The following is a 26,281-nucleotide window of genomic DNA, read 5'->3' as shown; positions in this document are numbered from 1 at the left end:
GAGTATGCAAGCCGAATTGATCGTCGACGCCCGTAACGCCGTGGGCGAAAGCCCGGTCTGGGTGGCACAGGAAAACGCGCTGTACTGGGTCGATATTCCCAACGGCGGGCTGCAACGCTGGAGCGCCGACACCGGCCACGTACATGCCTGGAAAACTCCGCAGATGCTCGCCTGCATCGCCCGCCACAGCCGTGGCGGCTGGATCGCTGGCATGGAAAGCGGCTTCTTTCATTTGCACCCGCACACCGATGGCAGCCTCGACAGCGAGCTGCTCGCCAGCGTCGAGCACAGCCGCGACGACATGCGTCTGAACGATGGCCGCTGCGATCGTCAGGGTCGCTTCTGGGCCGGCAGCATGGTGTTGAACATGGGCCTGAACGCGCCGGAAGGCCGGCTCTATCGCTACGGCGCTGGCCAGTCTGGCGTGATCGAAGCACAGCTCGACGGCTTTATCGTGCCTAACGGCCTCGGCTTCAGCCCCGATGGCAAGACCCTGTACCTGTCCGATTCGCACCCCGACGTGCAATTGATCTGGGCATTCGATTACGACACTGAGACCGGCACACCGTCGAACCGGCGCATCTTCGTCGACATGAATCACTTCCCCGGTCGCCCCGATGGCGCCGCCGTGGACGCCGAAGGTTGCTACTGGATCTGCGCCAACGACGCGGGCCTCATCCACCGTTTCGCGCCAGATGGCCGGCTCGACTTCTCGCTGGCCGTGCCGGTGAAAAAACCGACCATGTGTGCGTTCGGCGGCAGCCGCATGGACACCCTTTTCGTCACCTCGATTCGCCCCGGCGATGACCACGATCCGCAATCCCTGGCCGGCGGCGTGTTCGCCCTCAACCCCGGCGTCAGAGGCCTTGCCGAACCGCTGTTTGACGATTCCCTGTAACACCTGCACCGCTGCGCCTTGAACACAACAATAACAAGACTGGAGACTCACCCCCCATGTACTTCAAACGCACCTTGCTCGCCGTCGCTTTACCGCTCGCCTTCTCCCTCGCCAACGCCGCCCAGGCGCTGGAAATCAAGTTCGCCGACATTCACCCCGCCGGTTATCCCACCGTGGTCGCTGAAGAAAGCATGGGCAAAGCCCTGACCAAGGAAACCAACGGCGACCTCACCTTCAAATACTTCCCGGGCGGTGTGCTCGGTTCGGAAAAAGAAGTCATCGAGCAAGCGCAGGTCGGCGCGATCCAGATGACCCGCGTCAGCCTCGGCATTGTCGGGCCGGTGGTGCCGGACGTGAACGTGTTCAACATGCCATTCATCTTCCGTGACCAGGCGCACATGCGCGCGGTCATCGATGGCGAAGTCGGCGATGCGATTCTTGATCGGATTACCAATTCCGAATTCGGCTTGGTGGCCCTGGCGTGGATGGACGGCGGCACGCGCAACATCTACACCAAGAAACCGGTGCGCAAACTCGAAGACCTCAAGGGCATGAAGATCCGCGTGCAAGGCAACCCGATGTTCATCGAAACCATCAACGCGATGGGCGGCAACGGCATTGCGATGGACACCGGAGAAATCTTCAGTGCCCTGCAAACCGGTGTCATCGACGGTGCGGAAAACAACCCGCCGACCCTGCTCGAACACAACCACTTCCAGAACGCCAAGTTCTACAGCCTGACCGGGCACCTGATCCTCCCCGAGCCGATCGTGATGTCGAAAATCACGTGGGAAAAACTCACCCCCGATCAGCAGACCCTGGTGAAGAAAGCCGCCAAGGCTGCGCAGCTTGAAGAACGCGCGCTGTGGGACGCGAAATCCGCCAGCAGCGAAGAAAAACTCAAAGCCGCTGGCGTCGAGTTCATCACCGTCGACAAGAAACCCTTCTACGAGGCCACTGCCTCGGTTCGCGAGAAATACGGCGCGCCTTACGCCGATTTGATCAAGCGCATCGAAGCGGTGCAGTAACCCTCCAAGCCCTCAATGAAAGGCCCGGCAGCGCTGGCGTCCACTGACGTCTGCGGCTGCCCGGTTACGGTGAAACCCGATGAAGAATTCGCTGCTGCGCCTCAACGATGTTCTCTACATGACCTGTATCTGGGTCGCCGGGCTGTCGGTCTTGGCGATCGCCCTGATCATTCCCTGGGGCGTGTTTGCCCGTTACGCCCTCGGCACCGGCTCGAGCTGGCCGGAGCCGACCGCGATCCTGCTGATGATGGTCTTCACCTTCATCGGCGCTGCTGCCAGCTATCGCGCTGGTGCGCACATGGCAGTGGCGATGGTCACCGACCGCTTGCCACCGAACCTGCGCAGAACCATGAGCATCGTCTCGCAATTACTGATGGCCACGGTGTGCCTCTTCATGACCATTTGGGGGGCCAAGCTGTGCGCCTCGACCTGGAACCAGTTCATGAGCGCCCTGCCAACCTTGCGCGTCGGCATCACGTACATGCCGATCCCGGTTGGCGGCGCGCTGACACTGGTGTTCGTGCTGGAAAAACTCATGTTTGGCGACCAGAGCAACCGTCGGGTTGTGCGGTTCGATCTGGTTGAAGAAAGCGAAGGGGCCGCCTGATGGACGCATTGATTCTGCTGGGCAGTTTTATCGCATTGATCCTGATCGGCATGCCGGTCGCCTACGCTCTCGGGCTGTCGGCGCTGATTGGCGCGTGGTGGATCGACATTCCGTTTCAGGCCTTGATGATTCAGGTCGCGGGCGGGGTAAACAAGTTCTCGCTGCTGGCGATCCCGTTCTTCGTGCTGGCCGGGGCGATCATGGCCGAGGGCGGCATGTCGCGGCGGCTGGTCGCATTTGCCGGAGTGTTGGTGGGCTTCGTGCGTGGCGGGCTGTCGCTGGTCAACATCATGGCCTCGACGTTTTTCGGCGCGATCTCTGGTTCATCGGTGGCGGACACCGCATCGGTGGGTTCGGTGCTGATTCCGGAAATGGAACGCAAAGGCTATCCGCGCGATTTCTCCACGGCGGTGACCGTCAGCGGTTCGGTGCAGGCTTTGCTGACACCGCCGAGCCACAACTCGGTGCTCTACTCGCTGGCGGCCGGCGGCACCGTGTCCATCGCTTCGCTGTTCATGGCCGGCGTGGTTCCGGGCCTGTTGATGAGCGCGTGCCTGATGGTGCTGTGCCTGATCTTCGCGCGCAAACGCGACTACCCGAAAGGCGAAGTCATTCCGCTGCGTGAGGCGCTGAAAATCTGCGGCGAAGCGCTGTGGGGGCTGATGGCGATGGTGATCATCCTCGGCGGGATTCTCTCCGGGATTTTCACCGCGACCGAGTCGGCAGCGATTGCCGTGCTCTGGGCGTTCTTCGTCACCATGTTCATCTACCGCGACTACAAGTGGAGTGAACTGCCGAAGCTGATGCACCGCACGGTGCGGACGATTTCGATCGTGATGATCCTGATCGGTTTCGCCGCAAGCTTCGGCTACATCATGACCCTGATGCAGATCCCGGCGAAAATCACCACAGCGTTCCTGACCCTGTCGGACAACCGCTATGTGATCCTGATGTGCATCAACGTCATGCTGCTGTTGCTCGGCACGGTGATGGACATGGCGCCGCTGATCCTGATCCTCACGCCGATCCTGATGCCGGTGATTCTCGGCATCGGCGTCGATCCGGTTCAGTTCGGCATGATCATGCTGGTAAACCTGGGGATCGGACTGATAACGCCGCCGGTGGGCGCGGTGTTGTTTGTCGGTTCGGCGGTGGGCAAAGTCAGTATCGAGAGCACAGTGAAGGCGCTGCTGCCGTTTTACGCGGTGCTGTTCCTGGTGTTGATGCTGGTGACCTACATTCCGGCGATTTCGCTGTGGTTGCCGCATCTGGTGTTGTAAGCCGTCGAACAAATCGCAGCCCTTAACGGGCTGCGATTTTTGCTTTACGCCCGCAACAACATATACCCCGCCACCACCAGACAGACGCTGGCAAACCCCACCTGTAATGCCCGCGCCGGCACCCGCGCGCACAGCTTGCGGCCGATGATCATGCCGACAACGCTGGCCACGATGAACGCCGCGCCCTGCCCGTCAATCCGCACACCGGCGTGAAACGAGCCGATCACGCCAATCGCTGAAATCAGACTGATCACCATCAGCGAGGTCGCGACGATGCCGCGCATCTGCACATCGGTCAGTTGCTTGAACGCCGGCACAATCAAGAACCCGCCACCGACGCCGAGCAGTCCGGACACCACGCCAGTAATCGCGCCTAATGCGGCCAGGGTCGCGGTGCATTTGGCGGTCCAGTCAAATCGCCCGGTGTCTTCGTTGAGCATGCAGTTCTTCTGGCCCCAACTGGCGTGACCGTGATCGCTCGGCCCTTGCTGCTGACGCTCGCGGCGCAACATGCGCCAGGCGACCATGACCATCAGCAGACTGAACAGGATCATCAGGATTTTTTCCGGCAACTGGTGCGCGAAGTAGATCCCCAACGGCGAAAACACCGCGCCCAGCGCCGCAATCAACAGCGCCGCACGATAGCGCACCAGGCCATGCCGCAAACCATCGATAGCGCCAACCGCCGCCGCACTGCCGACCGCAAACAACGCGACTGGCGCCGCTTGCGTCATGGTCCAGCCAAGGCCGAGTACCAGCGCCGGCACGGCGAGAATGCCGCCACCGGCCCCGGTCAAACCGAGGACCAACCCCATCACCACGCCAAACAGACTTGCCAGCAACATAGGGTTTTCTCAGTCGACCTTGGACAGACCAGTCAGCCACTCACGGCCCTTGAGCATGCCGTTCCAGTAGAACCACGGCAGCAACGTCGCCTTGAGCAACCACGCCGAACGCCGCGCCACGGTCGGGTCCAGTGGAAAGGTCGGCAGCAACTTCCCGGCATAGCCGAATTCGGCGAGGATCACCTTGCCCTTTTCCACCGTCAGCGGGCAGGAACCGTAACCGTCGTACTTCAGCGGCAGCGGTTGTTGCTTACGCAGGGCCAGCAGGTTTTCCGCGACCACCACGACTTGCTTGCGCACCGCCGCCGCGGTTTTCGCGTTACTGGTGCCGCAGATGTCGCCGAGGGCGAACACCTCGGCATAACGCGGATGCTGCAGGCTGTGCGGATTGACTTCGCACCAGCCGGCGGCGTCGGCCAACAGACTTTGTGCGATGAAATCCGGCGAAACCTGGGGCGGTACTACGTGGAGCAGATCGAAGCTTTTCGCCTCGCGGATGACGTTGCCGTCGGCGTCCTTGATCTCGAACCACGCGGTTTTCGCCGGGCCGTCGACCTTGACCAGGTTCGAATTGAACGCCAACTGTGCGTTGTACTTTTCGATGTACTTCATCAACGGCGGGACGAACGTCGGCACACCGAACAGCGCGGCGCCGGCCAGATTGAATTCGACGTTGATATGGTTCAGTACGCCGCTTTTGAGCCAGTGATCGCAAGACAGGTACAGGGCTTTTTGCGGCGCGCCGGCGCACTTGATCGGCATTGCCGGCTGAGTGAACAGTGCTGTGCCGCCGCGCAGTTTCTGTACCTGATCCCAGGTGTATTGCGCGTGCTGATAGCTGTAGTTGGAGGTGACGCCGTGCTGGCCGAGGCTTTCCTGCAAACCTTCGATTTTCTCCCAAGCCAGACGCAGACCGGGGCAGACGATCAGGTTCTGGTAGCTGACCGTGCGCTCGTCGTTGAGGGTGAGTTGTTTATTGTCGGGATCGATGCCGGTGACAGCGGCTTGCACCCAAGTGGCTTGGCGCGGCAGTACTTTAGCCATCGGCCGGACGGTGTCTTTCACGTCGTAGGCGCCACCGCCAACTAGTGTCCACGCCGGTTGGTAGTAATGGTGAGTGCTCGGCTCGATGACCGTGATGTTCAGGTGCGGATCACGCTTGAGCAGACTGGCGACGAAGCCGATGCCGGCAGTGCCGCCGCCGATGACCACGATGTCCGCACTGATGGATGGGCCCCAGTGTTGATCGTTCATTGCTTGTTCCTTTTACTGCACGCAAGGATTTTTCTAGCTGAAACTCAAATCCCACATTGGAGTGGTGTATAGGCCGGCATTTATTGCAATTCCCAGCTCTTGAGTACCGCCCCGCAATAAAGCCCCGACAGCGTCTTCATCACTTGAATCACTTCGTGACTGGCGAGGCCGTAGAAAATGTATTTCCCTTCACGACGGGTCGCGACCAACCCTTCGTCACGCAAAATGCCCAATTGCTGGGACAGCGTCGGCTGGCGTACGCCGGTCATCTTTTCCAGTTCGCCGACGTTGCGTTCGCCCTGAGTCAGTTGACACAGGATCAGCAGGCGATCCTCATTGGCCAGGGCCTTGAGCAAAGCGCAGGCCTTGGAGGCCGAGGCGCGCAGTTGGGCGACTTCACATTCGGTCAGACTGGATTGCATTTGCACGATGCCTTCAAGGTCACTTAAGCTACGAACATTATGTTTTTAGATAAAGTGTTGCAACCCATTTTCCTCGTTCAGGTTGGTGTCCATGCCCGCGCAGATTGAATCGTTCCTCGACCCCGCCTCCTCGACCTACAGCTATGTGGTCTATGAAGACGACGGCGGGCAATGTGCAATCGTCGATCCGGTGCTCGATTACGACGGCGCCGCCGGCCGCACCTGCACCGCGCAGGCCAACAAGATCATCGCTTTCGTTCGCGCCCACAACTTGCAAGTGCAGTGGCTGCTGGAAACCCACGCCCACGCCGATCACCTGTCCGCCGCGCCTTATCTGCGCCGAGAACTGGGGGGCAAGATCGCCATCGGTGAATCGATCAGCAAAGTGCAAAACGTGTTCAAGACGCTGTTCAATCTGGAGCCGGAGTTCTGCGTCGATGGCTCGCAGTTCGATCACCTGTTCGCGCCGAACGAATCGTTCAGGATCGGCAATCTGAAAGCCACCGCCCTGCACGTCCCCGGGCACACACCCGCGGACATGGCTTATCTGATTGATGGCGAGCAGATCCTGGTCGGCGACACATTGTTCATGCCCGACGTCGGCACGGCGCGCTGCGACTTTCCCGGTGGCAACGCGCATCAGTTGTTCAATTCCATTCATAAACTGTTGGCCTTCCCGGCCGGCGTGAAGCTTTACGTTTGCCACGACTACCCGCCAGAGGGCCGCGAGCCGCAGTGCCAGAGCACCGTGGGCGAGCAGCGCAAAAGCAATATCCATGTGCATGACGGGGTTGATGAAGCAGCGTTTGTCGAGATGCGCACGAAGCGTGATGCCGGGCTGGGCATGCCGACATTGCTGCTGCCGGCGATTCAGGTGAATGTGCGGGCGGGGAATCTGCCGGCGGCTGAGGACAATGGCGTGGTTTACCTGAAGATCCCGATCAATAAGCTCTAACGTCAAAAGATCGCAGCCCGCGGCAGCTCCTACATTGATCGTTCCCCACGCTCTGCGTAGGAACGATCAGCAGGTCAGGTGCCCAACGTCAATCCATTCGCCGGCAGCGGCAGCGCGGTTTTATAGCGCACCTGCTTAAGCGCAAAGCTCGACCGGATATTCGCCACACCGGGAACCTTGGTGAGGAAATCCATCATGAAGCGTTCCAGCGACTGAATCGTCGGCACCAACACGCGGATCAGATAATCCGGATCGCCCGCCATCAAATAGCACTCCATCACCTCAGGGCGATCGGAAATAGCCTCTTCGAAATGCTGCAGCGCCTCCTCGACCTGTTTCTCCAGGCTGACGTGAATGAACACGTTCACGTGCAGCCCCAGCAGATCGGCATCCAGCAGTGTCACCTGCTCGCGAATCAGGCCCAATTCCTCCATCGCTTTCACCCGATTGAAGCACGGCGTTGGCGACAGGTTTACCGAACGCGCGAGGTCAGCGTTGGTGATGCGCGCGTTCTCCTGAAGGCTGTTGAGAATGCCGATGTCGGTACGGTCCAGTTTGCGCATGAGACAAAACCACCTGTTTTTTATGTTTATGCAGAATTTCTATCTGCAAATGATCGCCAGCGCAACGAAACAGAGATAAATATTCTTCTTGGCCGGGCCTATGATTGTTGTAGGACAAGATTTCTTCTACCGAAGAATGACTGCCAGCTCACTACAAGAAATTCACAAGATCGAGCGTAGAAGCCATGACCCAAGCGTATGAACCGCTGCGTCTGCACGTCCCTGAACCCTCGGGCCGTCCAGGCTGCAAAACCGATTTTTCCTACCTGCATCTGACCGATGCCGGTACGGTGCGCAAACCTCCCGTCGATGTAGAACCGGCTGACACCGCCGACCTCGCCCGAGGCTTGATCCGCGTGCTCGACGATCAGGGCAACGCCCTCGGCCCATGGGCTGAAAACGTCCCCGTCGAGATCCTGCGCAAAGGCATGCGCGCCATGCTCAAGACGCGCATCTACGACAACCGCATGGTGGTCGCCCAGCGTCAGAAAAAGATGTCGTTCTACATGCAAAGCCTCGGCGAAGAAGCCATTGGCAGTGCTCAGGCCTTGGCCCTCAACATCGACGACATGTGCTTTCCGACCTACCGCCAGCAAAGCATTCTGATGGCCCGCGAAGTGCCACTGGTCGACCTGATCTGCCAACTGCTGTCGAACGAGCGCGATCCGCTCAAGGGCCGTCAGTTGCCGATCATGTACTCGGTCAAGGAGGCTGGTTTCTTCACCATTTCCGGCAACCTCGCCACTCAGTTCATTCAAGCGGTCGGCTGGGGCATGGCCTCGGCGATCAAGGGCGACACGAAAATCGCCTCGGCGTGGATCGGTGATGGTGCTACCGCCGAATCGGACTTCCACACTGCCCTCACCTTCGCTCACGTTTACCGCGCGCCGGTGATCCTCAACGTGGTCAACAACCAGTGGGCAATCTCGACCTTCCAGGCAATTGCCGGTGGTGAAGCCACCACCTTCGCCGGACGCGGCGTCGGTTGCGGCATCGCTTCGCTGCGCGTTGACGGCAACGATTTCTACGCGGTCTACGCCGCCTCTGCCTGGGCAGCCGAACGCGCCCGCCGCAACCTCGGCCCGACCATGATCGAATGGGTCACCTATCGCGCCGGCCCGCACTCAACTTCCGACGATCCGTCGAAGTACCGCCCTGCCGATGACTGGAGCCACTTCCCGCTTGGCGACCCGATTGCGCGCCTGAAACAGCACCTGATCAAGGTCGGCCACTGGTCGGACGAAGAGCACGCCGCCGTCAGCGCTGAACTCGAAGCCGAAGTGATTGCCGCGCAGAAACAGGCCGAACAGTACGGCACCCTCGCCGGCGGCCAGATTCCAAGCGCCGCGACCATGTTCGAAGACGTCTACAAAGAGATGCCGGAGCACTTGAAGCGCCAGCGTCAGCAGTTGGGGATCTGACATGAACGATCACAACAACAATATTCAGTTGGAAACCGCCATGACCACGACCACCATGACCATGATCCAGGCCCTGCGCTCGGCCATGGATGTGATGCTTGAGCGTGACGATAACGTGGTGGTGTTCGGTCAGGACGTCGGCTATTTCGGCGGCGTGTTCCGTTGCACCGAAGGCCTGCAGACCAAGTACGGCGCTTCGCGCGTATTCGATGCGCCGATCTCGGAAAGCGGCATCGTCGGCGTTGCCGTGGGCATGGGCGCCTACGGTTTGCGTCCTGTCGCCGAGATCCAGTTTGCTGACTACGTTTACCCGGCGTCTGACCAGATCATTTCCGAAGCGGCGCGCCTGCGCTATCGCTCGGCCGGCGAGTTCACTGCGCCGATGACCCTGCGCATGCCTTGCGGCGGCGGCATCTACGGCGGCCAGACCCACAGCCAGAGCATCGAGGCGATGTTCACTCAGGTCTGCGGTCTGCGCACTGTCATGCCATCCAACCCGTATGACGCCAAAGGCCTGCTGATCGCCTCCATCGAAAACGATGACCCGGTGATCTTCCTTGAGCCGAAACGCCTGTACAACGGCCCATTCGACGGCCATCACGACCGTCCGGTAACGCCGTGGTCGAAACACCCGCAAGCGCAGGTTCCGGACGGTTACTACACCGTGCCGCTGGACGTTGCCGCCATCACCCGTCCGGGCAAGGACGTGACCGTGCTGACCTACGGCACCACCGTGTACGTCTCGCAAGTCGCTGCCGAAGAAAGCGGCGTGGATGCCGAAGTCATCGACCTGCGCAGCCTGTGGCCGCTGGACCTGGAAACCATCGTCAAGTCGGTGAAGAAAACCGGCCGCTGCGTGGTGGTTCACGAAGCCACGCGCACCTGCGGTTTCGGCGCCGAGCTGGTGTCGCTGGTGCAAGAGCATTGCTTCCATCACCTGGAAGCGCCGATCGAACGCGTCACCGGTTGGGACACCCCCTACCCGCACGCGCAGGAGTGGGCGTATTTCCCAGGGCCGTCCCGAGTGGGCGCGGCGTTGAAACGGGTTATGGAGGTCTGAATGGGCACGCACGTTATCAAGATGCCGGACATCGGCGAAGGCATCGCAGAAGTAGAACTGTCGCAGTGGCACGTCAAGGTTGGCGATCTGGTCGTTGAAGATCAGGTGCTGGCGGACGTGATGACCGACAAGGCGATGGTCGATATTCCATCGCCGGTGCATGGCAAGGTGATTGCACTTGGCGGTCAGCCGGGTGAAGTGATGGCGGTTGGCAGTGTGCTGATCAGCATTGAGGTTGAGGGTGCCGGTAACCTGAAAGAGTCCGCCGCCCCCGCGCCGGTTAAAGAGGCGCCGGCCGCGCCGAAAGCTGAAGCGGTTGTCGAGAGCAAACCTGCTCCAGCCGCCCCGCGTCCGGCTGCCGTTTGCCAAGGCCCGATGGTGGCTCGCGAAGCAGACGAACGCCCGCTCGCCTCTCCGGCCGTGCGCAAACACGCGCTGGATCTGGGCATTCAATTGCGTCTGGTGCGCGGATCCGGTCCGGCCGGTCGTGTGTTGCACGAAGACCTCGAGGCCTATCTGGCGCAAGGTCAGTCCAACGCCTCGGCGCCGGTGGGCGCTGCTTACGCCCAGCGTAATGACGAAGAACAGATTCAAGTGATCGGCATGCGCCGCAAGATCGCCCAGCGCATGCAGGATGCTACCCAGCGCGCCGCCCACTTCAGTTATGTCGAAGAAATCGATGTCACCGCGATTGAAGAACTGCGCGCGCATCTGAATGAAAAACACGGGGCCAGCCGTGGCAAGTTGACCTTGCTGCCGTTCCTCGTCCGCGCCTTGGTCGTCGCCCTGCGCGACTTCCCGCAAATCAACGCCCGTTACGACGACGAAGCCCAGGTCATCACTCGCCTTGGCGCCGTGCATGTCGGCGTCGCCACCCAGAGCGATGTCGGCCTGATGGTGCCGGTGGTGCGTCACGCCGAGGCGCGCAGCCTGTGGGACAGCGCTACGGAAATCTCGCGTCTGGCCAACGCCGCACGCAATGGCAAGGCCAGCCGCGACGAGCTGTCCGGCTCGACCATCACCCTGACCAGCCTCGGTGCGCTGGGCGGCATCGTCAGCACACCCGTGCTGAACCTGCCGGAAGTGGCGATCGTCGGCGTCAACAAAATCGTCGAACGGCCAATGGTCGTCAAAGGCCAAGTGGTGATCCGCAAGATGATGAACCTCTCCAGCTCCTTCGATCACCGCGTGGTCGACGGCATGGACGCGGCACTCTTCATCCAGGCCATCCGTGGCCTGATCGAACAACCTGCCACTTTGTTTGTGGAGTAAGGCGCGCATGCAATCTCTGAACACCACGCTGCTGATCATCGGCGGCGGCCCTGGCGGTTATGTGACGGCGATCCGCGCCGGGCAACTGGGCATTGCGACGATTCTGGTCGAAGGCCAGTCGCTGGGCGGCACCTGCCTGAACATCGGCTGCATCCCGTCGAAAGCGCTGATCCATGTGGCTGAGCAATTCCACCAGACCCAGCATCACAACCAGCATTCGGCGCTGGGCATCAGCGTTTCCGCCCCTACCCTCGACATCACAAAAAGCGTCGAATGGAAGGACGGCATCGTTGATCGCCTGACCTCTGGCGTGGCCGCCCTGCTGAAGAAAAACAAGGTTCAGGTCATCAACGGCTGGGCCAAAGTCATCGACGGCAAAACTGTCGATGTCGGCGACACGCGCATTCAGTGCGAGCACCTGGTGCTGGCCACCGGTTCGACCAGCGTCAATCTGCCGATCCTGCCGATTGGCGGGCCGATCATCTCTTCCACCGAAGCGCTGGCGCCGAAATCAGTGCCGAAACGTCTGGTGGTGGTCGGCGGTGGTTACATTGGTCTGGAGCTGGGCATCGCGTATCGCAAGCTCGGCGCTGACGTCAGTGTGGTCGAGGCGCAGGATCGTATCCTGCCGGCCTACGACGCTGAACTGACGCAACCGGTGCACGACGCGCTGAAACAACTGGGTGTGAAGCTGTACCTCAAGCACAGCGTGCTGGGTTTCGACGGCACGTTGCAGGTGCGCGATCCTGAGGGCGAAACCCTGAACCTGGAAACCGATCAGGTGTTGGTCGCCGTCGGTCGCAAACCGAATACCCAGGGCTGGAACCTCGAAGCGCTGAATCTGGACATGAACGGCTCGGCGATCAAGATCGACAGTCGTTGCCAGACCAGCATGCGCAACGTCTACGCCATCGGCGACTTGAGCGGCGAACCGATGCTGGCCCATCGCGCGATGGCTCAAGGCGAAATGGTTGCCGAGCTGATCAGCGGTAAAACCCGCGAATTCAACCCGACCGCGATTGCTGCGGTGTGCTTTACCGACCCGGAGCTCGTGGTGGTCGGCAAGACGCCGGACGAGGCCAAGGCTGCGGGGCTGGACTGCATCGTTTCCAGTTTCCCGTTCGCTGCCAATGGGCGAGCGATGACCCTGGAATCGAAAAGCGGCTTCGTGCGCGTGGTCGCTCGTCGGGACAACCATGTGATCGTCGGTTGGCAGGCGGTGGGCGTTGGCGTGTCGGAGTTGTCGACCGCGTTCGCGCAAAGCCTGGAAATGGGCGCGCGGCTGGAAGACATCGGCGGCACCATTCATGCGCATCCGACCTTGGGCGAAGCGGTGCAGGAAGCGGCGTTGCGTGCTCTCGGGCATGCGTTGCATATGTGATGGGCGGTTGATCGTTCCCACGCTCTGCGTGGGAATGCAGCAGGGGACGCTCTGCGTCCCAAAAGCCGAACGCGGAGCGTCCGATGAGGCATTCCCACGCAGAGCGTAGGAACCATCAAGCATGGGAACGATCAGTGGAGCGAATTCCGGCTGCGAAACCGCTCAAGAATGAAGTATTGTTGTGCCCATCCAAAAAACGTCAGAAGCCTTGAACCGTTTCGACGGTTGTTCAGTGATAGAGGGTGTCATGGGTAACGAAAGCATCAATTGGGACAAGCTGGGTTTTGACTACATCAAGACCGACAAGCGCTATCTGTCGTACTTTCGCGATGGCCAGTGGGACAAAGGCACCCTGACCGAAGACAACGTGCTGCACATCAGCGAAGGCTCGACTGCCCTTCACTATGGTCAGCAGTGCTTCGAAGGCATGAAGGCCTATCGTTGCAAGGACGGCTCGATCAACCTGTTCCGCCCGGACCAGAACGCCCTGCGTATGCAACGCAGTTGCGCGCGTCTGCTGATGCCGACAGTCGACACCGAGCAGTTCATCGAAGCGTGCAAAGAAGTGGTTCGCGCCAACGAGCGCTTCATCCCGCCGTACGGCACTGGCGGCGCGCTGTACCTGCGTCCGTTCGTGATCGGCGTGGGTGACAACATCGGCGTGCGCACTGCACCCGAGTTCATCTTCTCGATCTTCTGCATCCCGGTCGGCGCCTACTTCAAGGGCGGCCTGACCCCGCATAACTTCCAGATCTCCAGCTACGACCGCGCGGCCCCACAAGGCACCGGCGCAGCCAAGGTCGGCGGCAACTACGCGGCCAGCCTGATGCCGGGGTCGAAAGCCAAGAAAGCCAACTTCGCCGACGCGATCTACCTCGACCCGATGACCCACACCAAAATCGAAGAAGTCGGTTCGGCCAACTTCTTCGGGATTACCCACGACAATAAGTTCATCACCCCGAACTCGCCGTCCGTTCTGCCAGGCATCACCCGCCTGTCGCTGATCGAACTGGCCAAGTCCCGTCTGGGGCTGGAAGTGATTGAAGGCGACGTGCTGATCGACAAACTGTCGGACTTCAAAGAAGCCGGCGCTTGCGGCACCGCTGCCGTGATCACCCCGATCGGTGGCATCAGCTACAACGATCATCTGCATGTGTTCCACAGCGAGACCGAAGTTGGCCCGGTCACCCAGAAGCTCTACAAAGAGCTGACGGGCGTGCAGACCGGCGACATCGAAGCGCCAGCGGGCTGGATCGTCAAGGTTTGATTTGACGGCTGCTGATGCACAAAAGCCCCCCATCGAGTGATCGATGGGGGGCTTTTTTTGATCTTTGATTTTCTATTTCAACGCAATGCGTTTCCCGCCCCGGCTGGCAATCCCGCTCGCCTGACCATCCTGCTGTTTGCCCGTCCGCGCCTGGGTAATCAACCCCGGAATCAATTCCCCCTCCGGCAGATTCTTCCAGAACCGCACGGGCAAATGACCCTGCATGACCTTCTCGTTCAACCGCGCCGGGTTGAAGATGTGGCTGTAGTAGGTCAACCACAAATCGCCATGGGGATCGTCGACGTTTTGCGCTAATTGCTGCCATTGCTCCGGGCACTGGCGCTCGTAGATCAACTGTTCGCCATCGTAATAAACCCCGTCACGCGGCGTGGCGATCAGCCAGCGATGCTGCCCCATGCGCCCGACGAAATGCTCGCTGGCGCTGTGCAGAATGTCATGGGCAGGCTCATGCCACGCCACATATTGCGGGCCGGCGCTGGTTAACGGACGCTCGATAAACCGCACAAATGCATGCAAGTGATGCGCTTCGCGGCGCACTTGTTTGATCCGCCGCTGCAACTCGCTACCGAGCTTGTCACCGGCCATCATTGCCGTGCGATCACCGTGGCTGACGCGCCACAACACCTCGTAAAGCAGACTCCAGCGTTGATCGCCGCGGTATTGCGCTGCTTGCTCCAAGGTATCGAGCAGCACGCGAGGGATCTTCGCCATAAACGGGCCTTGCCCTTCCGGCACCGGATCATCGTTGGCAAATAGATCGCCCACGCCTTCCGACGCCCAACTCACCAGGCTCGGATCGACCTCATGGCTGAGCAGCCAGCGCGCTTGCTGGCGCCAGGTGGCGAACAGGTCGTCACAGTCGAGATTGCTCATCCCCACAACCCCATCTGCTGCGGCATTGGCCGGTCGCGCAATTGCTGGTAGAGCAAGTGGCTGGTCACTTCAGCTTGCTGCGGGTGGTAGTCGCTGGTGATGATGAACGGTTTGGCCTTGGCCAATACGCAGCGCATGCGCGCGACATCTTCGTAGCGAATCTTCCGTTGCCGGCGCAGTTCGACCAGACGTTCGGTGGTACGTAGACCGATGCCGGGAATGCGTGCGATCAGCGACGCTTCGGCGCGGTTCAGATCCAGTGGAAACACCTCACGATTCTGCAACGCCCACGCCAGTTTCGGGTCGATGTCCAACGCCAGATTGCCCGGACCCTTGAGCAGCTCATCGGCGCGGTAGCCGTAGCTGCGCAAGAGGAAATCCGCCTGATACAAACGGTGTTCGCGCATCAGTGGCGGCGCGGCCAGCGGCACACTTTTCGGGCTGTCGGGGATCGGGCTGAACGCCGAATAGTAAACGCGGCGCAAACGGAAGTTGCCATACAGCGACTGGGCACTGTGCAAGATCGTGCTGTCGTCGGTGTCATCGGCGCCGACGATCATTTGTGTACTCTGCCCGGCAGGCGCGAACTTCGCCGAACGGGGTTCGTTGAGCACCGTTTGCACACCGGTGTAGATGGTATTCATCGCCTGCTTGATCGAGCCAATGTCTTTCTCCGGTGCCAGGGTTTGCAGGCTGGCATCGGTGGGCAGTTCGATGTTGACGCTCAAGCGGTCGGCGTAGCGCCCGGCTTCCTCGATCAACGCCGGGTCGGCATCCGGAATGGTCTTGAGATGGATGTAGCCGCGAAACTCATGCTCTTCGCGCAACAGCTTCGCCACCCGCACCAGTTGTTCCATGGTGTAGTCCGCCGAGCGAATGATGCCCGAACTGAGGAACAGCCCGCTGACGCAGTTGCGCCGATAGAAATCCAGGGTCAGCGTCACCACTTCTTCGGGGGTGAAACGGGCACGCGGCACATCGCTGGAGCGGCGATTGACGCAGTATTGGCAATCGTAGAGGCAAAAATTGGTCAGCAAAATTTTCAACAACGACACGCAACGCCCATCCGGCGTATAGCTGTGGCAAATGCCCATGCCATCAGTCGAACCGAGGCCGCTCTTGCCCTCGGAGCTGCGCTTGGGCGCACCGCTGCTCGCGCAGGACGCGTCGTACTTGGCGGCGTCGGCGAGAATGCTCAGCTTGTCGATGATTTGCATGGCGCGGGCCCTTTACTGTGTGGATATACAGTATAGCGTCGGGCCCGGGGTTACAAGGTGGTAGAAGTGCACCTCGTCGGTCAGGCGCTCAAGATCAAAAGATCGCAGCGTTCCGCAGCGCCTACATGAGATCTCGAACCCCTGTAGACGCTGCTGAACGCTGCGATGTTTTGCTCTGGCCGTTTTCAATCGCCAACTCAATGCCAAACCGCGCGGCGATTTCCCTGCGCCCCAGCGCTGTCAACGTCAACGCCCGACTGTCCAGGTCTTGCGTCACCCACTTGCGCTTTAACGCCGCTTGCAACAACGCCGCCCCCAGCGACCCACCGAGATGCGGGCGACGCATGCTCCAGTCCAGGCACGGGCAGGCAAACTTGCGCCGCAACGCGCTCAGATCCTGCACTTCAATGCCCAAGCCTTCGAACAACGCCACGCCAGTGTCGCTCAAGCGATACGCCTGCTCGTCGGTTTCCACCAACCACCCCGCCTCAAGCAAACGGTCATGCAGCATCACCGCCAGCGTCCCAGCCATGTGGTCGTAGCAGGTGCGCGCGAATTGCAGGCGATCCGGCGTGTGTGGCTTGAACGTCGGCGCGGCGCTCTGGCCGATCACCATCAACGCTTCCAGCGCTTGCGCCACGCGCTTGTCGGCGAGGCTGTAATAACGATGGCGACCCTGAACGTGCAGACGCACCAGGGCCAGATCCTTGAGCTTGGCCAAGTGCGCGCTGGCGGTGGAGGCGCTGACTTCAGCAATGGCCGCCAACTCCGTGCTGGTGCGTGCGTGGCCGTCCATCAGCGAGCAGAGGATTTTCGTCCGCGCGGGTTCCGCTATGGCGGCGGCCACTTGCGAGACACCGATGTCTTGATGTTCTGCGTGCATATTTCGCTCCCGGACGAATCATCGCCGCTGTGCACTGAAGATACTCGCCCTACTTTCACGACGACAAGGCTGCGAACCATGGACCCGATCATCGCTGCGACTCATGCCGATCCTTATCCTTATTACGCCGAACTGCGCGCTGCGGGCGGATTCACTTTTCATCCCGGATTGAAACTGTGGGTCGCCAGCAGCGCCCGCGCGGTGTGTGCAGTGCTGGCGCATGCCGATTGCCGGGTGCGTCCGCTGCAGGAGCCGGTGCCCAAAGCGATTGCTTCGGGCATGGCTGGCAAGGTGTTCGGGCAGTTGATGCGGATGAACGATGGCGAGCGTCAGCGCTGTCCGCGTTCGGCGATCGAGCCTTCGCTTGAGCTGATTGATGAGGCGCAAGTCCGAGCATTGGTAGCCGCGCGACTGATTACCGTGGACGCCGACGGCTTATATAAAGCCATGTTTCGCGGCCCGGTGTGCGTGGTTGCGGCGCTGCTTGGCTTCACCCCGGCGCAGGGTCGGGTCGTCAGTAAGCTGACCGCCGACTTCGTCGCGTGCCTGTCGCCGTTGAGCAATGACCTGCAACTCTCGGCTGCGCATGCCGCCGCTGAGCAATTACGCGGATATTTCATCGAGTTGCTGGCAGAGGCCGATAGCGCTTTATTGGCGGCGATCAAGCAGCGATTTGAAGGCGATGAAGATACGTTGATCGCCAATCTGATCGGGCTGTGTTCGCAGACTTATGAGGCCAGCGCCGGTTTGATTGGCAATGCGTTAGTCGCGCTGCGGCGGCAACCTGAGTTGCGCGGTGCGTCGAGGGAAGCTCTGCTGGCGGAGGTGCAACGTTTCGATCCGCCGGTGCAGAACACGCGGCGATTTGTGGCTGAGGCCTGTGAGATTGATGGCGTTCGGGTCGAGGCTGGCGACGGAATTCTCGTGTTGCTGGCCTCGGCCAGTCGCGATCCAGCGCTCAATGAACAGCCTGACGCGTTTTTGCTGGAGCGCTCCAATCGGCGCAGTTTCAGTTTTGGCAGTGGCCGGCATCAGTGTCCGGGGCAAGTTTTGGCGATGGAAATTGCGGGGGCGACTGTCAGAGAAATCCTTGATCGCGGTGTGAATCTGGAACGACTGGTCTGGCATTACCGGCCTTCGCTGAATGGGCGCATTCCAATGTTCAGTTTTGGCGGTGACTGACCTGCCGCTATCGCTAGCAGGGCTCCCACACTGAATCGGCGTCGTGCATAAATCTGCTGCGGGAGCCAGCCCTGCTGGCGAGAGCGCACGGAAAAACGCAGCATCATTTCGGCATCATCGAGCAGGCCACAGCGCCTTGCGCCTTTGCCTACAACTACGCCAGAATCCGCCGGCTTGTGCGGTTTGGGGAGCGCCGGTAACTTGGTTCGCGTCACTGAATGTTCAGTGATCGGGTTTAGTCGCTCGGTAATCTATTCAACTTGCACAACGTTCCAGACAGTAGGTATTTCGATACCTTGCTCAATGGTAGCTGTGCACAGGGCACCTTCGGGTGCGCCGGTTTGGGTGGGTTTCCGGTCGACTAACCTGTGCATAGCTGCCACCTTTTGGTTTAGTCGCGAGAGGGTGTCAGCATCACTTTGGAAACCTACTCAATGTTCAAAGTTACGCCGAATCCCCCGGAAACCGATGCCATACCCGAATCCGATCCAACATCCCCCTACTCCACCCTCGCCCCGACAAAACTGAACGGCGCCGCCGAACGCGCCCTCGATCACTACCTCAAACCCCAAGCCCCGCCGCAGCGAACACCCAGCTCCATGTTCGTCGTCGCCCCTCACATAGACACCGAGTCTCTCCTGGCCCACGCCTGCGAATCCATGGCCTCGGCCAGCATCATGCTCAGCGACTTCGCCGGCCTGCTGGAAACGCCCTACCGCAATACCCTGCTCGGCATTCAGCAAGTGGTCATGCTCGGCGAACTCGCCGTCAACCGCGCACTCGACAACTTGGAGCCGCCGACCAGAAATTGAAGTGAGTTGATAGGTGAGAGAGCTTGCTCCCGCACCTCTACTTTCTGTTACCAAATGTCTGATAGATCCACATCCATCTTGTTTTATATCTGTTCTGATATAACCTTGAGCAAGAACACTCTTGCCATCCTTTGAAACACTCCAAAGCATCACGATTTGGTCTGAGCTATTACGCTTTTTCCTTTCAAACAGGAGAAATCGATGTCAAGACACAAGGATGTGATGTTTGTCGGAAGTTCGCTCAAGGATCTGCGAGCATTCCCGCTTGATGCCCGAAGGGCGGCGGGTTTTCAGTTGGATCTATTGCAACAGGGTGAAGCACCTTTTGATTGGCGCCCAATGAAAACTGTAGGCCGTGGCGTCAACGAAATCAGGATCACTGAGGATTCAGGAGCGTTTCGGGTGTTCTATGTGGTCAATCGGCCTGAAGCCATTTATGTGCTGCACGCCATGCACAAGACCGCACGTAAAACTGAAACGCGAGATATCGAACTGGCTCGCGCCAGATACCAGGAAATAGGTTAAGCCATGAAGGATCATCAAGACCCATCCCAGCGTTTCATAAGCGTCTGGGACGCACTGGAAGATACGCCGCAGGACGCAGCCAATATGCGTCTGCGGGCCAAACTAATGCGTACGCTTTGCGAAACCATTCGCGCTTGGGAGCTACCACAGAAAGAGGCAGCCAAGCGACTGGGCATCACTCAGCCGCGCCTCAATGATGTACTCAACGGGAAAATCGACAAGTTCTCGCTCGATGCCTTGGTCAACCTTTCGGCAGCAGCAGAGTTGGAAGTAGACATCTACTTTCCGTCCGGGCCACCGTTGCAGTGGGCCTGAGGACCACTCAGCCCGCCAAGGATTACTTCAACCCGTGCGCTGACGAAACTCCGAAAGGATAAAAGGTTTACCGGCTCTGGGTTAACCTTCGACATCCTCCAGCGCCACCAAAGGCTCGCTGGAGGACTCGACAGCGCCTGCACTCAATCCTCCCGCGTCAAAACCTCCAGCAACTCAATCTCGAAGACCAGATTCGAATGCGGAGGAATCTTGCCCATCGTCCGCTCGCCATAGCCCAAGTGCGCCGGCACCAGCAATTTACGCTTGCCGCCCACCTGCATGCCCATCAGTCCCTGATCCCAGCCTTTGATGACCCGGCCGGTGCCAATCACGCACTGAAAAGGTTTGCCACGGCTGTAGGAAGAATCGAACTCGCTGCCGTCTTCCAGCCATCCGGTGTATTGGGTGGTGATCAGCGCGCCTTTGACCGCGGCTTTGCCTTCGCCGACCTTGAGATCGATTACCTGCAATTCATTATTCATAACCATCACTCTGTTGTTCAGCAGGCCGCCGTTTTCCCAGAAACAGCGATTATTGGCAACCCGCACGCGCAGGACAATGCCTTAGCAGAATCGAGTGAGGCCAAGCGCAGTGGAAGAATCAGGATCGGTTGGGAGGGGAAAGCCCTGTGCGCGTGCATGCTCAGGGCTTTTAAAGCGGGGTTTAACGCGGAACCGGTTTCATCTCGACAATCGTGCCGTTGGTGATCATCACCATGACGTACTGGTCATTGATCTGCACCCATTGCGCCTGTTCAACCGGTTTTTTCAGGCCTTTGGCTTTCCAGTCGATGGCTTTTTCGCTGCGTTGATAAATGTCCGGCGCGCGGTCGTTGACCTTCAACTCGCGGTCGCTGACCGGCGATTGTACGGAAGGATCGCTTGAGTTTTGCGCCGCTTGAACGATTGGGGTGATGCCGGCAATGCCAGCAACGAGGGCCAGACTGGCGATTAGGGTTTTGCTGTTCATCGGTGAAACTCCATAGAGGTGCGATACCTGAAATCGGACTGCGCGGCGCGGAAATCATTCCTTTTTTGTAGGGGCTGCTTGGCGATTGTAGTCGCCAGTCGGACCGCCATCGCTGGCAAGCCAGCTCCCACAGTGTTTCGGAATGTTCGCAAGATGGGCAATCTCATAGAGCCACTGTCGGCGTGATGTTTTTGCGCTACCATGCCGCGCAAAATCTCGCCGAGTGAAAAGGACATCACCTTGAACACCTATCTCGTCGTCAATCTGGTTTTACTCGCGTTCTGTGCGCTCTATGCCATGCGCGTGTTCAACGCGCTGGTGGCGCGCCGCAACGAAATCAGGAACGCGTTTGCGCAAGTCGAAGTTCAGCTCAAGCGTCGCTACGATCTGATCCCCAATCTGGTGGCCATCGCCAAAGGCGCGATGGCTCACGAACGCGAAACCCTCGAAGCGGTAATCGCTGCGCGTAATGCGGCGGTGGCCGTGCTGGAAGCCGCCCAAGCGCGACCCGTTAACGCGCAAAACATCGAACAGTTGGGCCATGCTGACAGCGCACTCGACAGCGCCGTGGAACGCATGAATATCACGCTGGAGGCTTATCCCGATCTCAAAGCCTCGCAGAACATGCTGCAACTGAGTGAAGAGCTGAGCAGTACCGAAAACAAAGTGAGTTTTGCCCGCCAGGCTTACAACGATGCCGTCATGGCCTACAACACCCACAAGCAGAGTTTTCCGGCGGTGCTGTTGGCCCCCAGCTTCGGCCACCGCGCCGATGCTGCGCCGCTCAAATTTGCCGACACCCTGGCGATTAAGACCGCTCCCAAGGTTTCTTTCTAAACCCTGCTGCCCATGGAAGGCCCGATGAATTTCTTCGAACAACAACGCCAAGCCAAAAGCCAGACCACACGTCTGATCAACATGATGATTATCTCCATCGTCATGTTGATCGGGCTGACCAGCCTGCCGTTTGTCTTCAGTGGTTTTGAGGATTACCTGAGCGGCACCGGCACCTTGCTGGATGCCTTCATGGCGCTGGGCGTTATCGCGTCAGTAGTCGGCGGCGTCATCGTGATCGGCGGCCTGCTGAAATACCACGAGCTGCGCGCGGGCGGCAAAGTGGTCGCCGAGAAGCTTGGCGGGCGTTGCCTGAACGGCGTTGCAAAAACTCAGGATGAAAAACGTCTAATGAATGTGGTCGAGGAAATGGCCATTGCCTCTGGCAGCGTCATGCCGACGGTGTATCTGTTGCCCGATCAAACGATCAATGCCTTCGCCGCCGGTTTCAAACCTGAGGATGCGGTGATCGGTGTCACACAGGGGGCGGTCACCCAGCTGACTCGCGAAGAGTTGCAGGGTGTGATTGCCCATGAGTTCAGCCACATTTTCAATGGTGACATGCGCCTCAATACACAACTCGTTGCAGTAGTGCATGGGCTTCTGGTGCTCGGAATTTCGGGCGGACTGTTGATAGCCAGTCTGTTCAAGGGTGGTAAACGCGATTTCAGCTTGATACTGCTGGGATTGTTCGCCGGTTTTTTGCTGTGCCTGGCCGGCTTCATCGGCAATCTTTTCGGCAATTTGGTCAAGGCCGGAGTGAGTCGTCAGCGTGAGTTTCTGGCTGATGCCAGTGCGGTGCAATTCACGCGCAATCCCCAAGCGCTAGTCAGCGCGCTGAAAAAAATTTCTGCGCAAGGTTCGACCATCAGTGCTGCTCGGGCCGGTGAATACAGCCACTTGTATTTCAATACGGGCGTTTCGGACACGCTGACTCGAATGTTTGCCACTCATCCTGATTTGAGCGTGCGCATTCGGCGAATTGATCCGCTGTGGGATGGGAGTTTTGCTTTGCCGGCGAATTTGTAATGCCGGAGGGGTTTACACCCGCAAAATCTTCGTTAGCGGGCAATCCGCTATCGCTGGCAAGCCAGCTCCCATAGGGTGTTCAGGTGTCTGCAGGGCCAGTGGGAAGTGCCACAGGGTTCTGCTGTGTTCCCCGGTTCGAAGGGCATCTGCAGAGTCTTTTTTAACGCCGCATTTTGCGACTGATCCACTTTGCACATCAATGCATGCCAATAATGCAATTAACATCCAGTTACACCTGGGCCACCATCCGCCTCAATAAGAACCGTGCGCTGCCTCTCCGTGGCGCACGTCATAAAAGCGGTGGAGTCCTTTGCTATGACAGCCTCAATCCCTCACGGCGGCTCGCGGGCCGGTGCCATTTTCCGGGTGACCTCGGGTAACTTCCTCGAACAGTTCGATTTCTTTCTGTTCGGCTTCTACGCCACGCAGATCGCGGCGGTGTTCTTTCCGGCGAGCAGTGAGTTCGCTTCCCTGATGATGACCTTTGCAGTGTTCGGCGCAGGCTTTTTGATGCGTCCACTGGGGGCCATCGTACTCGGCGCGTACATCGATGATGTCGGCCGCCGCAAAGGTTTGATCGTCACCCTGTCGATCATGGCCAGCGGCACGATATTGATTGTGCTGGTGCCCGGATACGAAAGCATTGGCTTGTTTGCCCCTGCGTTGGTGCTGATCGGGCGGCTGCTGCAAGGCTTCTCCGCCGGTGCGGAATTGGGCGGGGTTTCGGTGTATTTGTCGGAGATCGCCACCCCGGGCCGCAAAGGTTTCTTTACCGCTTGGCAGTCGGCCAGTCAGCAAGTGGCGATCATCGTTGCCGCCGCCCTGGGTTATGCGTTGAACGCGTGGATGGCGCCGGACGTGATTGCCGATTGGGGCTGGCGGATTCCGTTTTTCGTCGGCTGCATGATTGTCCCGTTCATCTTTTTCCTGCGCCGCAATCTCGCGGAGACCGAAGAGTTTGCCGCACGCAAACACCGCCCAAGCATGCGCGAAGTGTTCCGCACCCTCGGCCAGAACTGGGTCGTGGTGCTCGGCGGCATGCTGATGGTGGCCCTGACCACCACCGCGTTTTATCTGATCACCGTGTACGCGCCGACCTTCGGTAAAACCGTGCTGCACCTGAGCACGTCCGATGCACTGCTGGTGACCTTGCTGGTCGGTGTGTCGAACTTCTTCTGGCTGCCGATTGGCGGCATGTTGTCGGATCGCATCGGTCGTCGTCCGGTGCTGATCGCGATGTCGCTGCTGGCACTGGCCACGACTTATCCGGCGCTGTCGTACCTGGTGCAGGCGCCGAGCTTCAGCCACATGTTGCTGTCGCTGCTGTGGTTATCGTTCATCTACGGCATGTACAACGGCGCGATGATTCCGGCGCTGACCGAAATCATGCCGGTGGAAGTGCGCGTCGCCGGTTTCTCCCTCGCCTACAGCCTGGCCACGGCAATTTTCGGCGGCTTTACCCCAGCGATGTCGACATTCCTGATTCAGTACACCGGCGACAAAGCCGCGCCGGGTTACTGGATGAGCATCGGCGCGCTGTGCGCGTTGTGCGCCACGCTGTACCTCTATCGCCGCGCGGGCGGCCGTCTGCAACCGGTCGCAGCATAAGGAACCATGACCATGAAAAAACTCTTCAACTTCGCCGCCATTGCCCTCTGCGCTTTCAGCACCCTGGCACACGCTGAACAGCTGAACGTGATGACGTCGGGGGGCTTCACCGCCGCCTATAAAGTCCTCGGGCCGAAATTCGCCGCGGCCACCGGCAACACCCTCGACACCCAACTCGGCCCGTCGATGGGCAAGGCGCCGGAGGCCATCCCCAATCGTCTCGCACGCGGTGAGCATGCCGACGTGGTGATCATGGTCGGTTACGCCCTCGATGACTTGATCAAACAAGGCAAGGTCGACCCGGCGTCTCGTGTGGAACTGGCGGATTCGCGGATCGGCCTGGTGGTGCGCGAAGGCGTGGCCAAACCGGACATCAGCAGCGTCGACAAGCTGAAGAAAACCTTGCTCGACGCGCAGTCGGTGGCCTACTCCGACAGCGCCAGCGGCGTGTACATCGAGCAGCAGTTGTTCAAGAAGCTGGGGATCGAAGATCAGCTGAAACCGAAGGCGAAGATGATCCCGAAAGTCCCGGTCGGCTCGGTCGTTGCCACCGGCGACTATCAACTGGGCTTCCAGCAGGTCAGCGAATTGTTGCCGGTGCCGGGCGTGAGTTTTGTGGCGAAGATTCCGGAATCGGTGCAATCGGTAACGCGTTTTGCTGCCGGGATTCCAGTCGGCGCGCAGCACCCGGAAGAAGCGAAAGCCTTGCTCGCCTACCTCGCCGCGCCAGCCGCACAAGCTGACGTGCAGGCCACCGGGCTGGATTCGGTCAAGCGCTGATCGTGGGCGGCTGGACTTTCATTTCCACCACCAGCCGCTCTAGTTCCAGTGCCGCCGGGGTCAGCGTACGACCCCGGCGCTTGATGATGCCGACACTGCGCATCACTTGCGGATCGGTCAACGGTACCCGCGTCAGGATCGGATGATCCGGCCCCGGCAGCGCCATCTGCGGCACAGCTGCAACCCCCAATCCCGCCTCGACCAGACCGATCATGGTCGTCACATGCTTGGTTTCACAGATGCTCTGCCGCTGCGGCACCACGGTGCTCAGGGCTTGATCGAGCAAAAAGCGGTTGCCGGACGTCTTGTCCAGCGAGATGTAATCCTGCTGATAGAACTCGTCCCACGTCACGCTGCTGCGCCCGGCCAACGGGTGATCGCGACGACAAGCGACCACGTAGCACTCCTGCACAAGCGCTTCGAAGTCGACTTTGGCATCCTGCGTGCCCAAGAAACTCAAACCGAAATCCGCCTCGCCATTGACCACCGCACTCAAGACATCGTGAGCGCTGGAATCGAGGACTTTGACCTTGATCCGCGGGAATTGCTGGTGATAGCGGGCGACCACCCGCGGCATGAAGTAGTACGCCGCCGACGGCACGCAGGCGACGGTGACGTGGCCCAGCCGCGTCGAAGCCACTTCGCTGATACCCAGCAACGCGACATCGAGATCATCCAGCAAACGCTCGACACTCGGCATGAAACCGCGTCCGGCCTGGGTCAGGCTGACCTTGCGCGTGGTGCGTTCGAAGAGTTTTACGCCGAGAGCGTCTTCGAGCTTTTCGATGCGCCGGCTCAGCGCCGGTTGCGACAGGCGCACGGTGTCGGCGGCTTTGCGGAAACTGCCCTGCTCGACCACGGCGCGAAAGGCTTGCAGGTCGTTGAGGTCGAAGTTGATGGCCATGGCGGGACTCGGGGAGATTGATTCGTAGAGATTATGAATGTAACTAATTGATGCCAATTATTACAGAAACAATGAA

Annotated in this window: 28 protein-coding genes; 18 read left to right on the top strand and 10 right to left on the bottom strand. The window is 59.6% G+C overall.

The window, feature by feature from the left end; translation table 11 throughout:
• Positions 1 to 4: 4 nt before the first annotated feature.
• The 4 genes from ACQ4OE_RS09400 to ACQ4OE_RS09385 all read left to right on the top strand — a co-directional run bounded on the left by ACQ4OE_RS09400 (position 5) and on the right by ACQ4OE_RS09385 (position 3,813).
• The gene (locus ACQ4OE_RS09400; RefSeq protein ID WP_430946465.1) at positions 5 to 898 is read left to right on the top strand and encodes an SMP-30/gluconolactonase/LRE family protein; all 894 of its coding nucleotides are present in this window, start codon (positions 5 to 7) and stop codon (positions 896 to 898) included.
• Positions 899 to 954: 56 nt separating this feature from the next.
• Positions 955 to 1,926, top strand: coding sequence for a TRAP transporter substrate-binding protein (locus tag ACQ4OE_RS09395; protein WP_008087215.1), 972 nt, complete (start codon positions 955 to 957; stop codon positions 1,924 to 1,926).
• A 79-nt stretch (positions 1,927 to 2,005) separates the two neighbouring features.
• Entirely contained in the window at positions 2,006 to 2,533 is a 528-nt protein-coding gene (locus ACQ4OE_RS09390; protein WP_122590136.1) for a TRAP transporter small permease, read from the top strand.
• A complete protein-coding gene (locus ACQ4OE_RS09385; RefSeq protein WP_122590138.1) occupies positions 2,533 to 3,813 on the top strand; it encodes a TRAP transporter large permease in 1,281 nt (426 codons plus the stop codon). Before ACQ4OE_RS09390 ends, ACQ4OE_RS09385 begins: the two co-directional genes overlap by 1 nt.
• A 44-nt stretch (positions 3,814 to 3,857) precedes the next feature.
• On the opposite strand, the gene ACQ4OE_RS09380 is transcribed toward ACQ4OE_RS09385, so the two are convergent.
• The 3 genes from ACQ4OE_RS09380 to ACQ4OE_RS09370 all read right to left on the bottom strand — a co-directional run bounded on the left by ACQ4OE_RS09380 (position 3,858) and on the right by ACQ4OE_RS09370 (position 6,334).
• Positions 3,858 to 4,658: a sulfite exporter TauE/SafE family protein gene (locus ACQ4OE_RS09380; RefSeq protein WP_122590140.1), complete on the bottom strand. Its 801-nt coding sequence runs from the start codon at positions 4,656 to 4,658 to the stop codon at positions 3,858 to 3,860.
• Positions 4,659 to 4,667: 9 nt separating this feature from the next.
• Positions 4,668 to 5,912 (bottom strand): FAD-dependent oxidoreductase, encoded by a 1,245-nt coding sequence (locus ACQ4OE_RS09375; RefSeq protein ID WP_430946464.1) that lies wholly within the window; start codon positions 5,910 to 5,912, stop codon positions 4,668 to 4,670.
• An 80-nt stretch (positions 5,913 to 5,992) separates the two neighbouring features.
• On the bottom strand, positions 5,993 to 6,334 hold the full coding sequence (locus ACQ4OE_RS09370; RefSeq protein ID WP_422607035.1) for an ArsR/SmtB family transcription factor: 342 nt from the start codon (positions 6,332 to 6,334) through the stop codon (positions 5,993 to 5,995).
• Between the two features lie 91 nt (positions 6,335 to 6,425).
• Here ACQ4OE_RS09370 and ACQ4OE_RS09365 point away from each other — a divergent pair, with 91 nt between their 5' ends.
• A complete protein-coding gene (locus ACQ4OE_RS09365; protein ID WP_430946463.1) occupies positions 6,426 to 7,289 on the top strand; it encodes an MBL fold metallo-hydrolase in 864 nt (287 codons plus the stop codon).
• Positions 7,290 to 7,363: 74 nt separating this feature from the next.
• On the opposite strand, the gene bkdR is transcribed toward ACQ4OE_RS09365, so the two are convergent.
• Positions 7,364 to 7,852 (bottom strand): Bkd operon transcriptional regulator BkdR, encoded by a 489-nt coding sequence (gene bkdR, locus ACQ4OE_RS09360; protein ID WP_008059350.1) that lies wholly within the window; start codon positions 7,850 to 7,852, stop codon positions 7,364 to 7,366.
• 185 nt (positions 7,853 to 8,037) lie between these two features.
• Here bkdR and ACQ4OE_RS09355 point away from each other — a divergent pair, with 185 nt between their 5' ends.
• The 5 genes from ACQ4OE_RS09355 (at position 8,038) to ACQ4OE_RS09335 (ending at position 14,253) form a co-directional block, all read left to right on the top strand.
• Entirely contained in the window at positions 8,038 to 9,273 is a 1,236-nt protein-coding gene (locus ACQ4OE_RS09355) for a 3-methyl-2-oxobutanoate dehydrogenase (2-methylpropanoyl-transferring) subunit alpha (RefSeq protein WP_122590146.1), read from the top strand.
• Position 9,274: 1 nt separating this feature from the next.
• Positions 9,275 to 10,333, top strand: coding sequence for an alpha-ketoacid dehydrogenase subunit beta (locus ACQ4OE_RS09350; RefSeq protein ID WP_008086973.1), 1,059 nt, complete (start codon positions 9,275 to 9,277; stop codon positions 10,331 to 10,333).
• Complete coding sequence (locus tag ACQ4OE_RS09345) at positions 10,334 to 11,605, top strand: dihydrolipoamide acetyltransferase family protein (RefSeq protein WP_430946462.1); 1,272 nt, start codon at positions 10,334 to 10,336, stop codon at positions 11,603 to 11,605.
• A 7-nt stretch (positions 11,606 to 11,612) separates the two neighbouring features.
• Positions 11,613 to 12,986 carry a dihydrolipoyl dehydrogenase gene (gene lpdA, locus ACQ4OE_RS09340; protein WP_430946461.1) on the top strand — a complete coding sequence of 458 codons (1,374 nt, stop codon included), beginning with the start codon at positions 11,613 to 11,615 and terminating at the stop codon, positions 12,984 to 12,986.
• A gap of 247 nt (positions 12,987 to 13,233) precedes the next feature.
• Entirely contained in the window at positions 13,234 to 14,253 is a 1,020-nt protein-coding gene (locus tag ACQ4OE_RS09335; RefSeq protein WP_430946460.1) for a branched-chain amino acid aminotransferase, read from the top strand.
• A 72-nt stretch (positions 14,254 to 14,325) separates the two neighbouring features.
• On the opposite strand, the gene ACQ4OE_RS09330 is transcribed toward ACQ4OE_RS09335, so the two are convergent.
• The 3 genes from ACQ4OE_RS09330 to ACQ4OE_RS09320 form a co-directional block, all read right to left on the bottom strand.
• A complete protein-coding gene (locus tag ACQ4OE_RS09330) occupies positions 14,326 to 15,147 on the bottom strand; it encodes a TIGR03915 family putative DNA repair protein (protein ID WP_430946459.1) in 822 nt (273 codons plus the stop codon).
• The gene (locus tag ACQ4OE_RS09325; RefSeq protein ID WP_430946458.1) at positions 15,144 to 16,364 is read right to left on the bottom strand and encodes a putative DNA modification/repair radical SAM protein; all 1,221 of its coding nucleotides are present in this window, start codon (positions 16,362 to 16,364) and stop codon (positions 15,144 to 15,146) included. The genes ACQ4OE_RS09330 and ACQ4OE_RS09325 overlap by 4 nt, the downstream gene beginning before the upstream one ends.
• A gap of 121 nt (positions 16,365 to 16,485) precedes the next feature.
• Complete coding sequence (locus ACQ4OE_RS09320; RefSeq protein ID WP_430946457.1) at positions 16,486 to 17,247, bottom strand: ArsR/SmtB family transcription factor; 762 nt, start codon at positions 17,245 to 17,247, stop codon at positions 16,486 to 16,488.
• Positions 17,248 to 17,325: 78 nt separating this feature from the next.
• Here ACQ4OE_RS09320 and ACQ4OE_RS09315 point away from each other — a divergent pair, with 78 nt between their 5' ends.
• The 4 genes from ACQ4OE_RS09315 (at position 17,326) to ACQ4OE_RS09300 (ending at position 20,081) form a co-directional block, all read left to right on the top strand.
• Positions 17,326 to 18,429, top strand: a complete 1,104-nt coding sequence (locus ACQ4OE_RS09315) for a cytochrome P450 (protein ID WP_430946456.1) — start codon at positions 17,326 to 17,328, stop codon at positions 18,427 to 18,429.
• A 434-nt stretch (positions 18,430 to 18,863) separates the two neighbouring features.
• Complete coding sequence (locus ACQ4OE_RS09310; RefSeq protein ID WP_430946455.1) at positions 18,864 to 19,241, top strand: DUF6124 family protein; 378 nt, start codon at positions 18,864 to 18,866, stop codon at positions 19,239 to 19,241.
• 201 nt (positions 19,242 to 19,442) lie between these two features.
• Positions 19,443 to 19,766 (top strand): type II toxin-antitoxin system RelE/ParE family toxin, encoded by a 324-nt coding sequence (locus ACQ4OE_RS09305; RefSeq protein WP_430946454.1) that lies wholly within the window; start codon positions 19,443 to 19,445, stop codon positions 19,764 to 19,766.
• A 3-nt stretch (positions 19,767 to 19,769) separates the two neighbouring features.
• A complete protein-coding gene (locus ACQ4OE_RS09300; RefSeq protein ID WP_430946453.1) occupies positions 19,770 to 20,081 on the top strand; it encodes a helix-turn-helix domain-containing protein in 312 nt (103 codons plus the stop codon).
• Between the two features lie 143 nt (positions 20,082 to 20,224).
• On the opposite strand, the gene ACQ4OE_RS09295 is transcribed toward ACQ4OE_RS09300, so the two are convergent.
• Positions 20,225 to 20,563 (bottom strand): FKBP-type peptidyl-prolyl cis-trans isomerase, encoded by a 339-nt coding sequence (locus ACQ4OE_RS09295; RefSeq protein WP_430946452.1) that lies wholly within the window; start codon positions 20,561 to 20,563, stop codon positions 20,225 to 20,227.
• 181 nt (positions 20,564 to 20,744) lie between these two features.
• Positions 20,745 to 21,050 carry an RcnB family protein gene (locus ACQ4OE_RS09290; protein WP_122590169.1) on the bottom strand — a complete coding sequence of 102 codons (306 nt, stop codon included), beginning with the start codon at positions 21,048 to 21,050 and terminating at the stop codon, positions 20,745 to 20,747.
• Positions 21,051 to 21,290: 240 nt separating this feature from the next.
• Here ACQ4OE_RS09290 and ACQ4OE_RS09285 point away from each other — a divergent pair, with 240 nt between their 5' ends.
• From ACQ4OE_RS09285 to ACQ4OE_RS09270, 4 genes are all read left to right on the top strand, one after another.
• Complete coding sequence (locus tag ACQ4OE_RS09285; RefSeq protein WP_430946451.1) at positions 21,291 to 21,887, top strand: LemA family protein; 597 nt, start codon at positions 21,291 to 21,293, stop codon at positions 21,885 to 21,887.
• A 24-nt stretch (positions 21,888 to 21,911) separates the two neighbouring features.
• Positions 21,912 to 22,913, top strand: coding sequence for a M48 family metallopeptidase (locus ACQ4OE_RS09280; RefSeq protein ID WP_430946450.1), 1,002 nt, complete (start codon positions 21,912 to 21,914; stop codon positions 22,911 to 22,913).
• Positions 22,914 to 23,228: 315 nt separating this feature from the next.
• On the top strand, positions 23,229 to 24,521 hold the full coding sequence (locus ACQ4OE_RS09275; protein ID WP_122590174.1) for an MFS transporter: 1,293 nt from the start codon (positions 23,229 to 23,231) through the stop codon (positions 24,519 to 24,521).
• A gap of 12 nt (positions 24,522 to 24,533) precedes the next feature.
• On the top strand, positions 24,534 to 25,301 hold the full coding sequence (locus tag ACQ4OE_RS09270; protein ID WP_430946449.1) for a substrate-binding domain-containing protein: 768 nt from the start codon (positions 24,534 to 24,536) through the stop codon (positions 25,299 to 25,301).
• Here ACQ4OE_RS09270 and ACQ4OE_RS09265 read toward each other — a convergent pair.
• The gene (locus tag ACQ4OE_RS09265) at positions 25,291 to 26,205 is read right to left on the bottom strand and encodes a LysR family transcriptional regulator (RefSeq protein ID WP_122590177.1); all 915 of its coding nucleotides are present in this window, start codon (positions 26,203 to 26,205) and stop codon (positions 25,291 to 25,293) included. The two genes, ACQ4OE_RS09270 and ACQ4OE_RS09265, sit on opposite strands and share 11 nt — an antisense overlap.
• Positions 26,206 to 26,281: the final 76 nt, after the last annotated feature.

This window comes from Pseudomonas sp. WC2 (assembly GCF_050586545.1).
Lineage (GTDB): Bacteria > Pseudomonadota > Gammaproteobacteria > Pseudomonadales > Pseudomonadaceae > Aquipseudomonas.
Note: the sequence above shows the minus strand (reverse complement) of the source record. Positions and strands in the feature narration are given on the sequence as shown.

What these genes read in the sequence shown, in the direction of transcription:
- ACQ4OE_RS09290 (WP_122590169.1), bottom strand. Translation starts at nt 21,050, where the DNA reads ATGAACAGCAAAACCCTAATCGCCAGTCTGGCCCTCGTTGCTGGCATT.
- ACQ4OE_RS09335 (WP_430946460.1), top strand. Translation starts at nt 13,234, where the DNA reads ATGGGTAACGAAAGCATCAATTGGGACAAGCTGGGTTTTGACTACATC.
- ACQ4OE_RS09295 (WP_430946452.1), bottom strand. Translation starts at nt 20,563, where the DNA reads ATGAATAATGAATTGCAGGTAATCGATCTCAAGGTCGGCGAAGGCAAA.
- ACQ4OE_RS09345 (WP_430946462.1), top strand. Translation starts at nt 10,334, where the DNA reads ATGGGCACGCACGTTATCAAGATGCCGGACATCGGCGAAGGCATCGCA.
- ACQ4OE_RS09385 (WP_122590138.1), top strand. Translation starts at nt 2,533, where the DNA reads ATGGACGCATTGATTCTGCTGGGCAGTTTTATCGCATTGATCCTGATC.
- ACQ4OE_RS09400 (WP_430946465.1), top strand. Translation starts at nt 5, where the DNA reads ATGCAAGCCGAATTGATCGTCGACGCCCGTAACGCCGTGGGCGAAAGC.
- ACQ4OE_RS09325 (WP_430946458.1), bottom strand. Translation starts at nt 16,364, where the DNA reads ATGCAAATCATCGACAAGCTGAGCATTCTCGCCGACGCCGCCAAGTAC.
- ACQ4OE_RS09375 (WP_430946464.1), bottom strand. Translation starts at nt 5,912, where the DNA reads ATGAACGATCAACACTGGGGCCCATCCATCAGTGCGGACATCGTGGTC.
- ACQ4OE_RS09320 (WP_430946457.1), bottom strand. Translation starts at nt 17,247, where the DNA reads ATGCACGCAGAACATCAAGACATCGGTGTCTCGCAAGTGGCCGCCGCC.
- lpdA (WP_430946461.1), top strand. Translation starts at nt 11,613, where the DNA reads ATGCAATCTCTGAACACCACGCTGCTGATCATCGGCGGCGGCCCTGGC.
- ACQ4OE_RS09330 (WP_430946459.1), bottom strand. Translation starts at nt 15,147, where the DNA reads ATGAGCAATCTCGACTGTGACGACCTGTTCGCCACCTGGCGCCAGCAA.
- ACQ4OE_RS09395 (WP_008087215.1), top strand. Translation starts at nt 955, where the DNA reads ATGTACTTCAAACGCACCTTGCTCGCCGTCGCTTTACCGCTCGCCTTC.
- ACQ4OE_RS09310 (WP_430946455.1), top strand. Translation starts at nt 18,864, where the DNA reads ATGTTCAAAGTTACGCCGAATCCCCCGGAAACCGATGCCATACCCGAA.
- ACQ4OE_RS09365 (WP_430946463.1), top strand. Translation starts at nt 6,426, where the DNA reads ATGCCCGCGCAGATTGAATCGTTCCTCGACCCCGCCTCCTCGACCTAC.
- bkdR (WP_008059350.1), bottom strand. Translation starts at nt 7,852, where the DNA reads ATGCGCAAACTGGACCGTACCGACATCGGCATTCTCAACAGCCTTCAG.
- ACQ4OE_RS09355 (WP_122590146.1), top strand. Translation starts at nt 8,038, where the DNA reads ATGACCCAAGCGTATGAACCGCTGCGTCTGCACGTCCCTGAACCCTCG.
- ACQ4OE_RS09275 (WP_122590174.1), top strand. Translation starts at nt 23,229, where the DNA reads ATGACAGCCTCAATCCCTCACGGCGGCTCGCGGGCCGGTGCCATTTTC.
- ACQ4OE_RS09380 (WP_122590140.1), bottom strand. Translation starts at nt 4,658, where the DNA reads ATGTTGCTGGCAAGTCTGTTTGGCGTGGTGATGGGGTTGGTCCTCGGT.
- ACQ4OE_RS09315 (WP_430946456.1), top strand. Translation starts at nt 17,326, where the DNA reads ATGGACCCGATCATCGCTGCGACTCATGCCGATCCTTATCCTTATTAC.
- ACQ4OE_RS09305 (WP_430946454.1), top strand. Translation starts at nt 19,443, where the DNA reads ATGTCAAGACACAAGGATGTGATGTTTGTCGGAAGTTCGCTCAAGGAT.
- ACQ4OE_RS09280 (WP_430946450.1), top strand. Translation starts at nt 21,912, where the DNA reads ATGAATTTCTTCGAACAACAACGCCAAGCCAAAAGCCAGACCACACGT.
- ACQ4OE_RS09370 (WP_422607035.1), bottom strand. Translation starts at nt 6,334, where the DNA reads ATGCAATCCAGTCTGACCGAATGTGAAGTCGCCCAACTGCGCGCCTCG.
- ACQ4OE_RS09300 (WP_430946453.1), top strand. Translation starts at nt 19,770, where the DNA reads ATGAAGGATCATCAAGACCCATCCCAGCGTTTCATAAGCGTCTGGGAC.
- ACQ4OE_RS09350 (WP_008086973.1), top strand. Translation starts at nt 9,275, where the DNA reads ATGAACGATCACAACAACAATATTCAGTTGGAAACCGCCATGACCACG.
- ACQ4OE_RS09390 (WP_122590136.1), top strand. Translation starts at nt 2,006, where the DNA reads ATGAAGAATTCGCTGCTGCGCCTCAACGATGTTCTCTACATGACCTGT.
- ACQ4OE_RS09265 (WP_122590177.1), bottom strand. Translation starts at nt 26,205, where the DNA reads ATGGCCATCAACTTCGACCTCAACGACCTGCAAGCCTTTCGCGCCGTG.
- ACQ4OE_RS09270 (WP_430946449.1), top strand. Translation starts at nt 24,534, where the DNA reads ATGAAAAAACTCTTCAACTTCGCCGCCATTGCCCTCTGCGCTTTCAGC.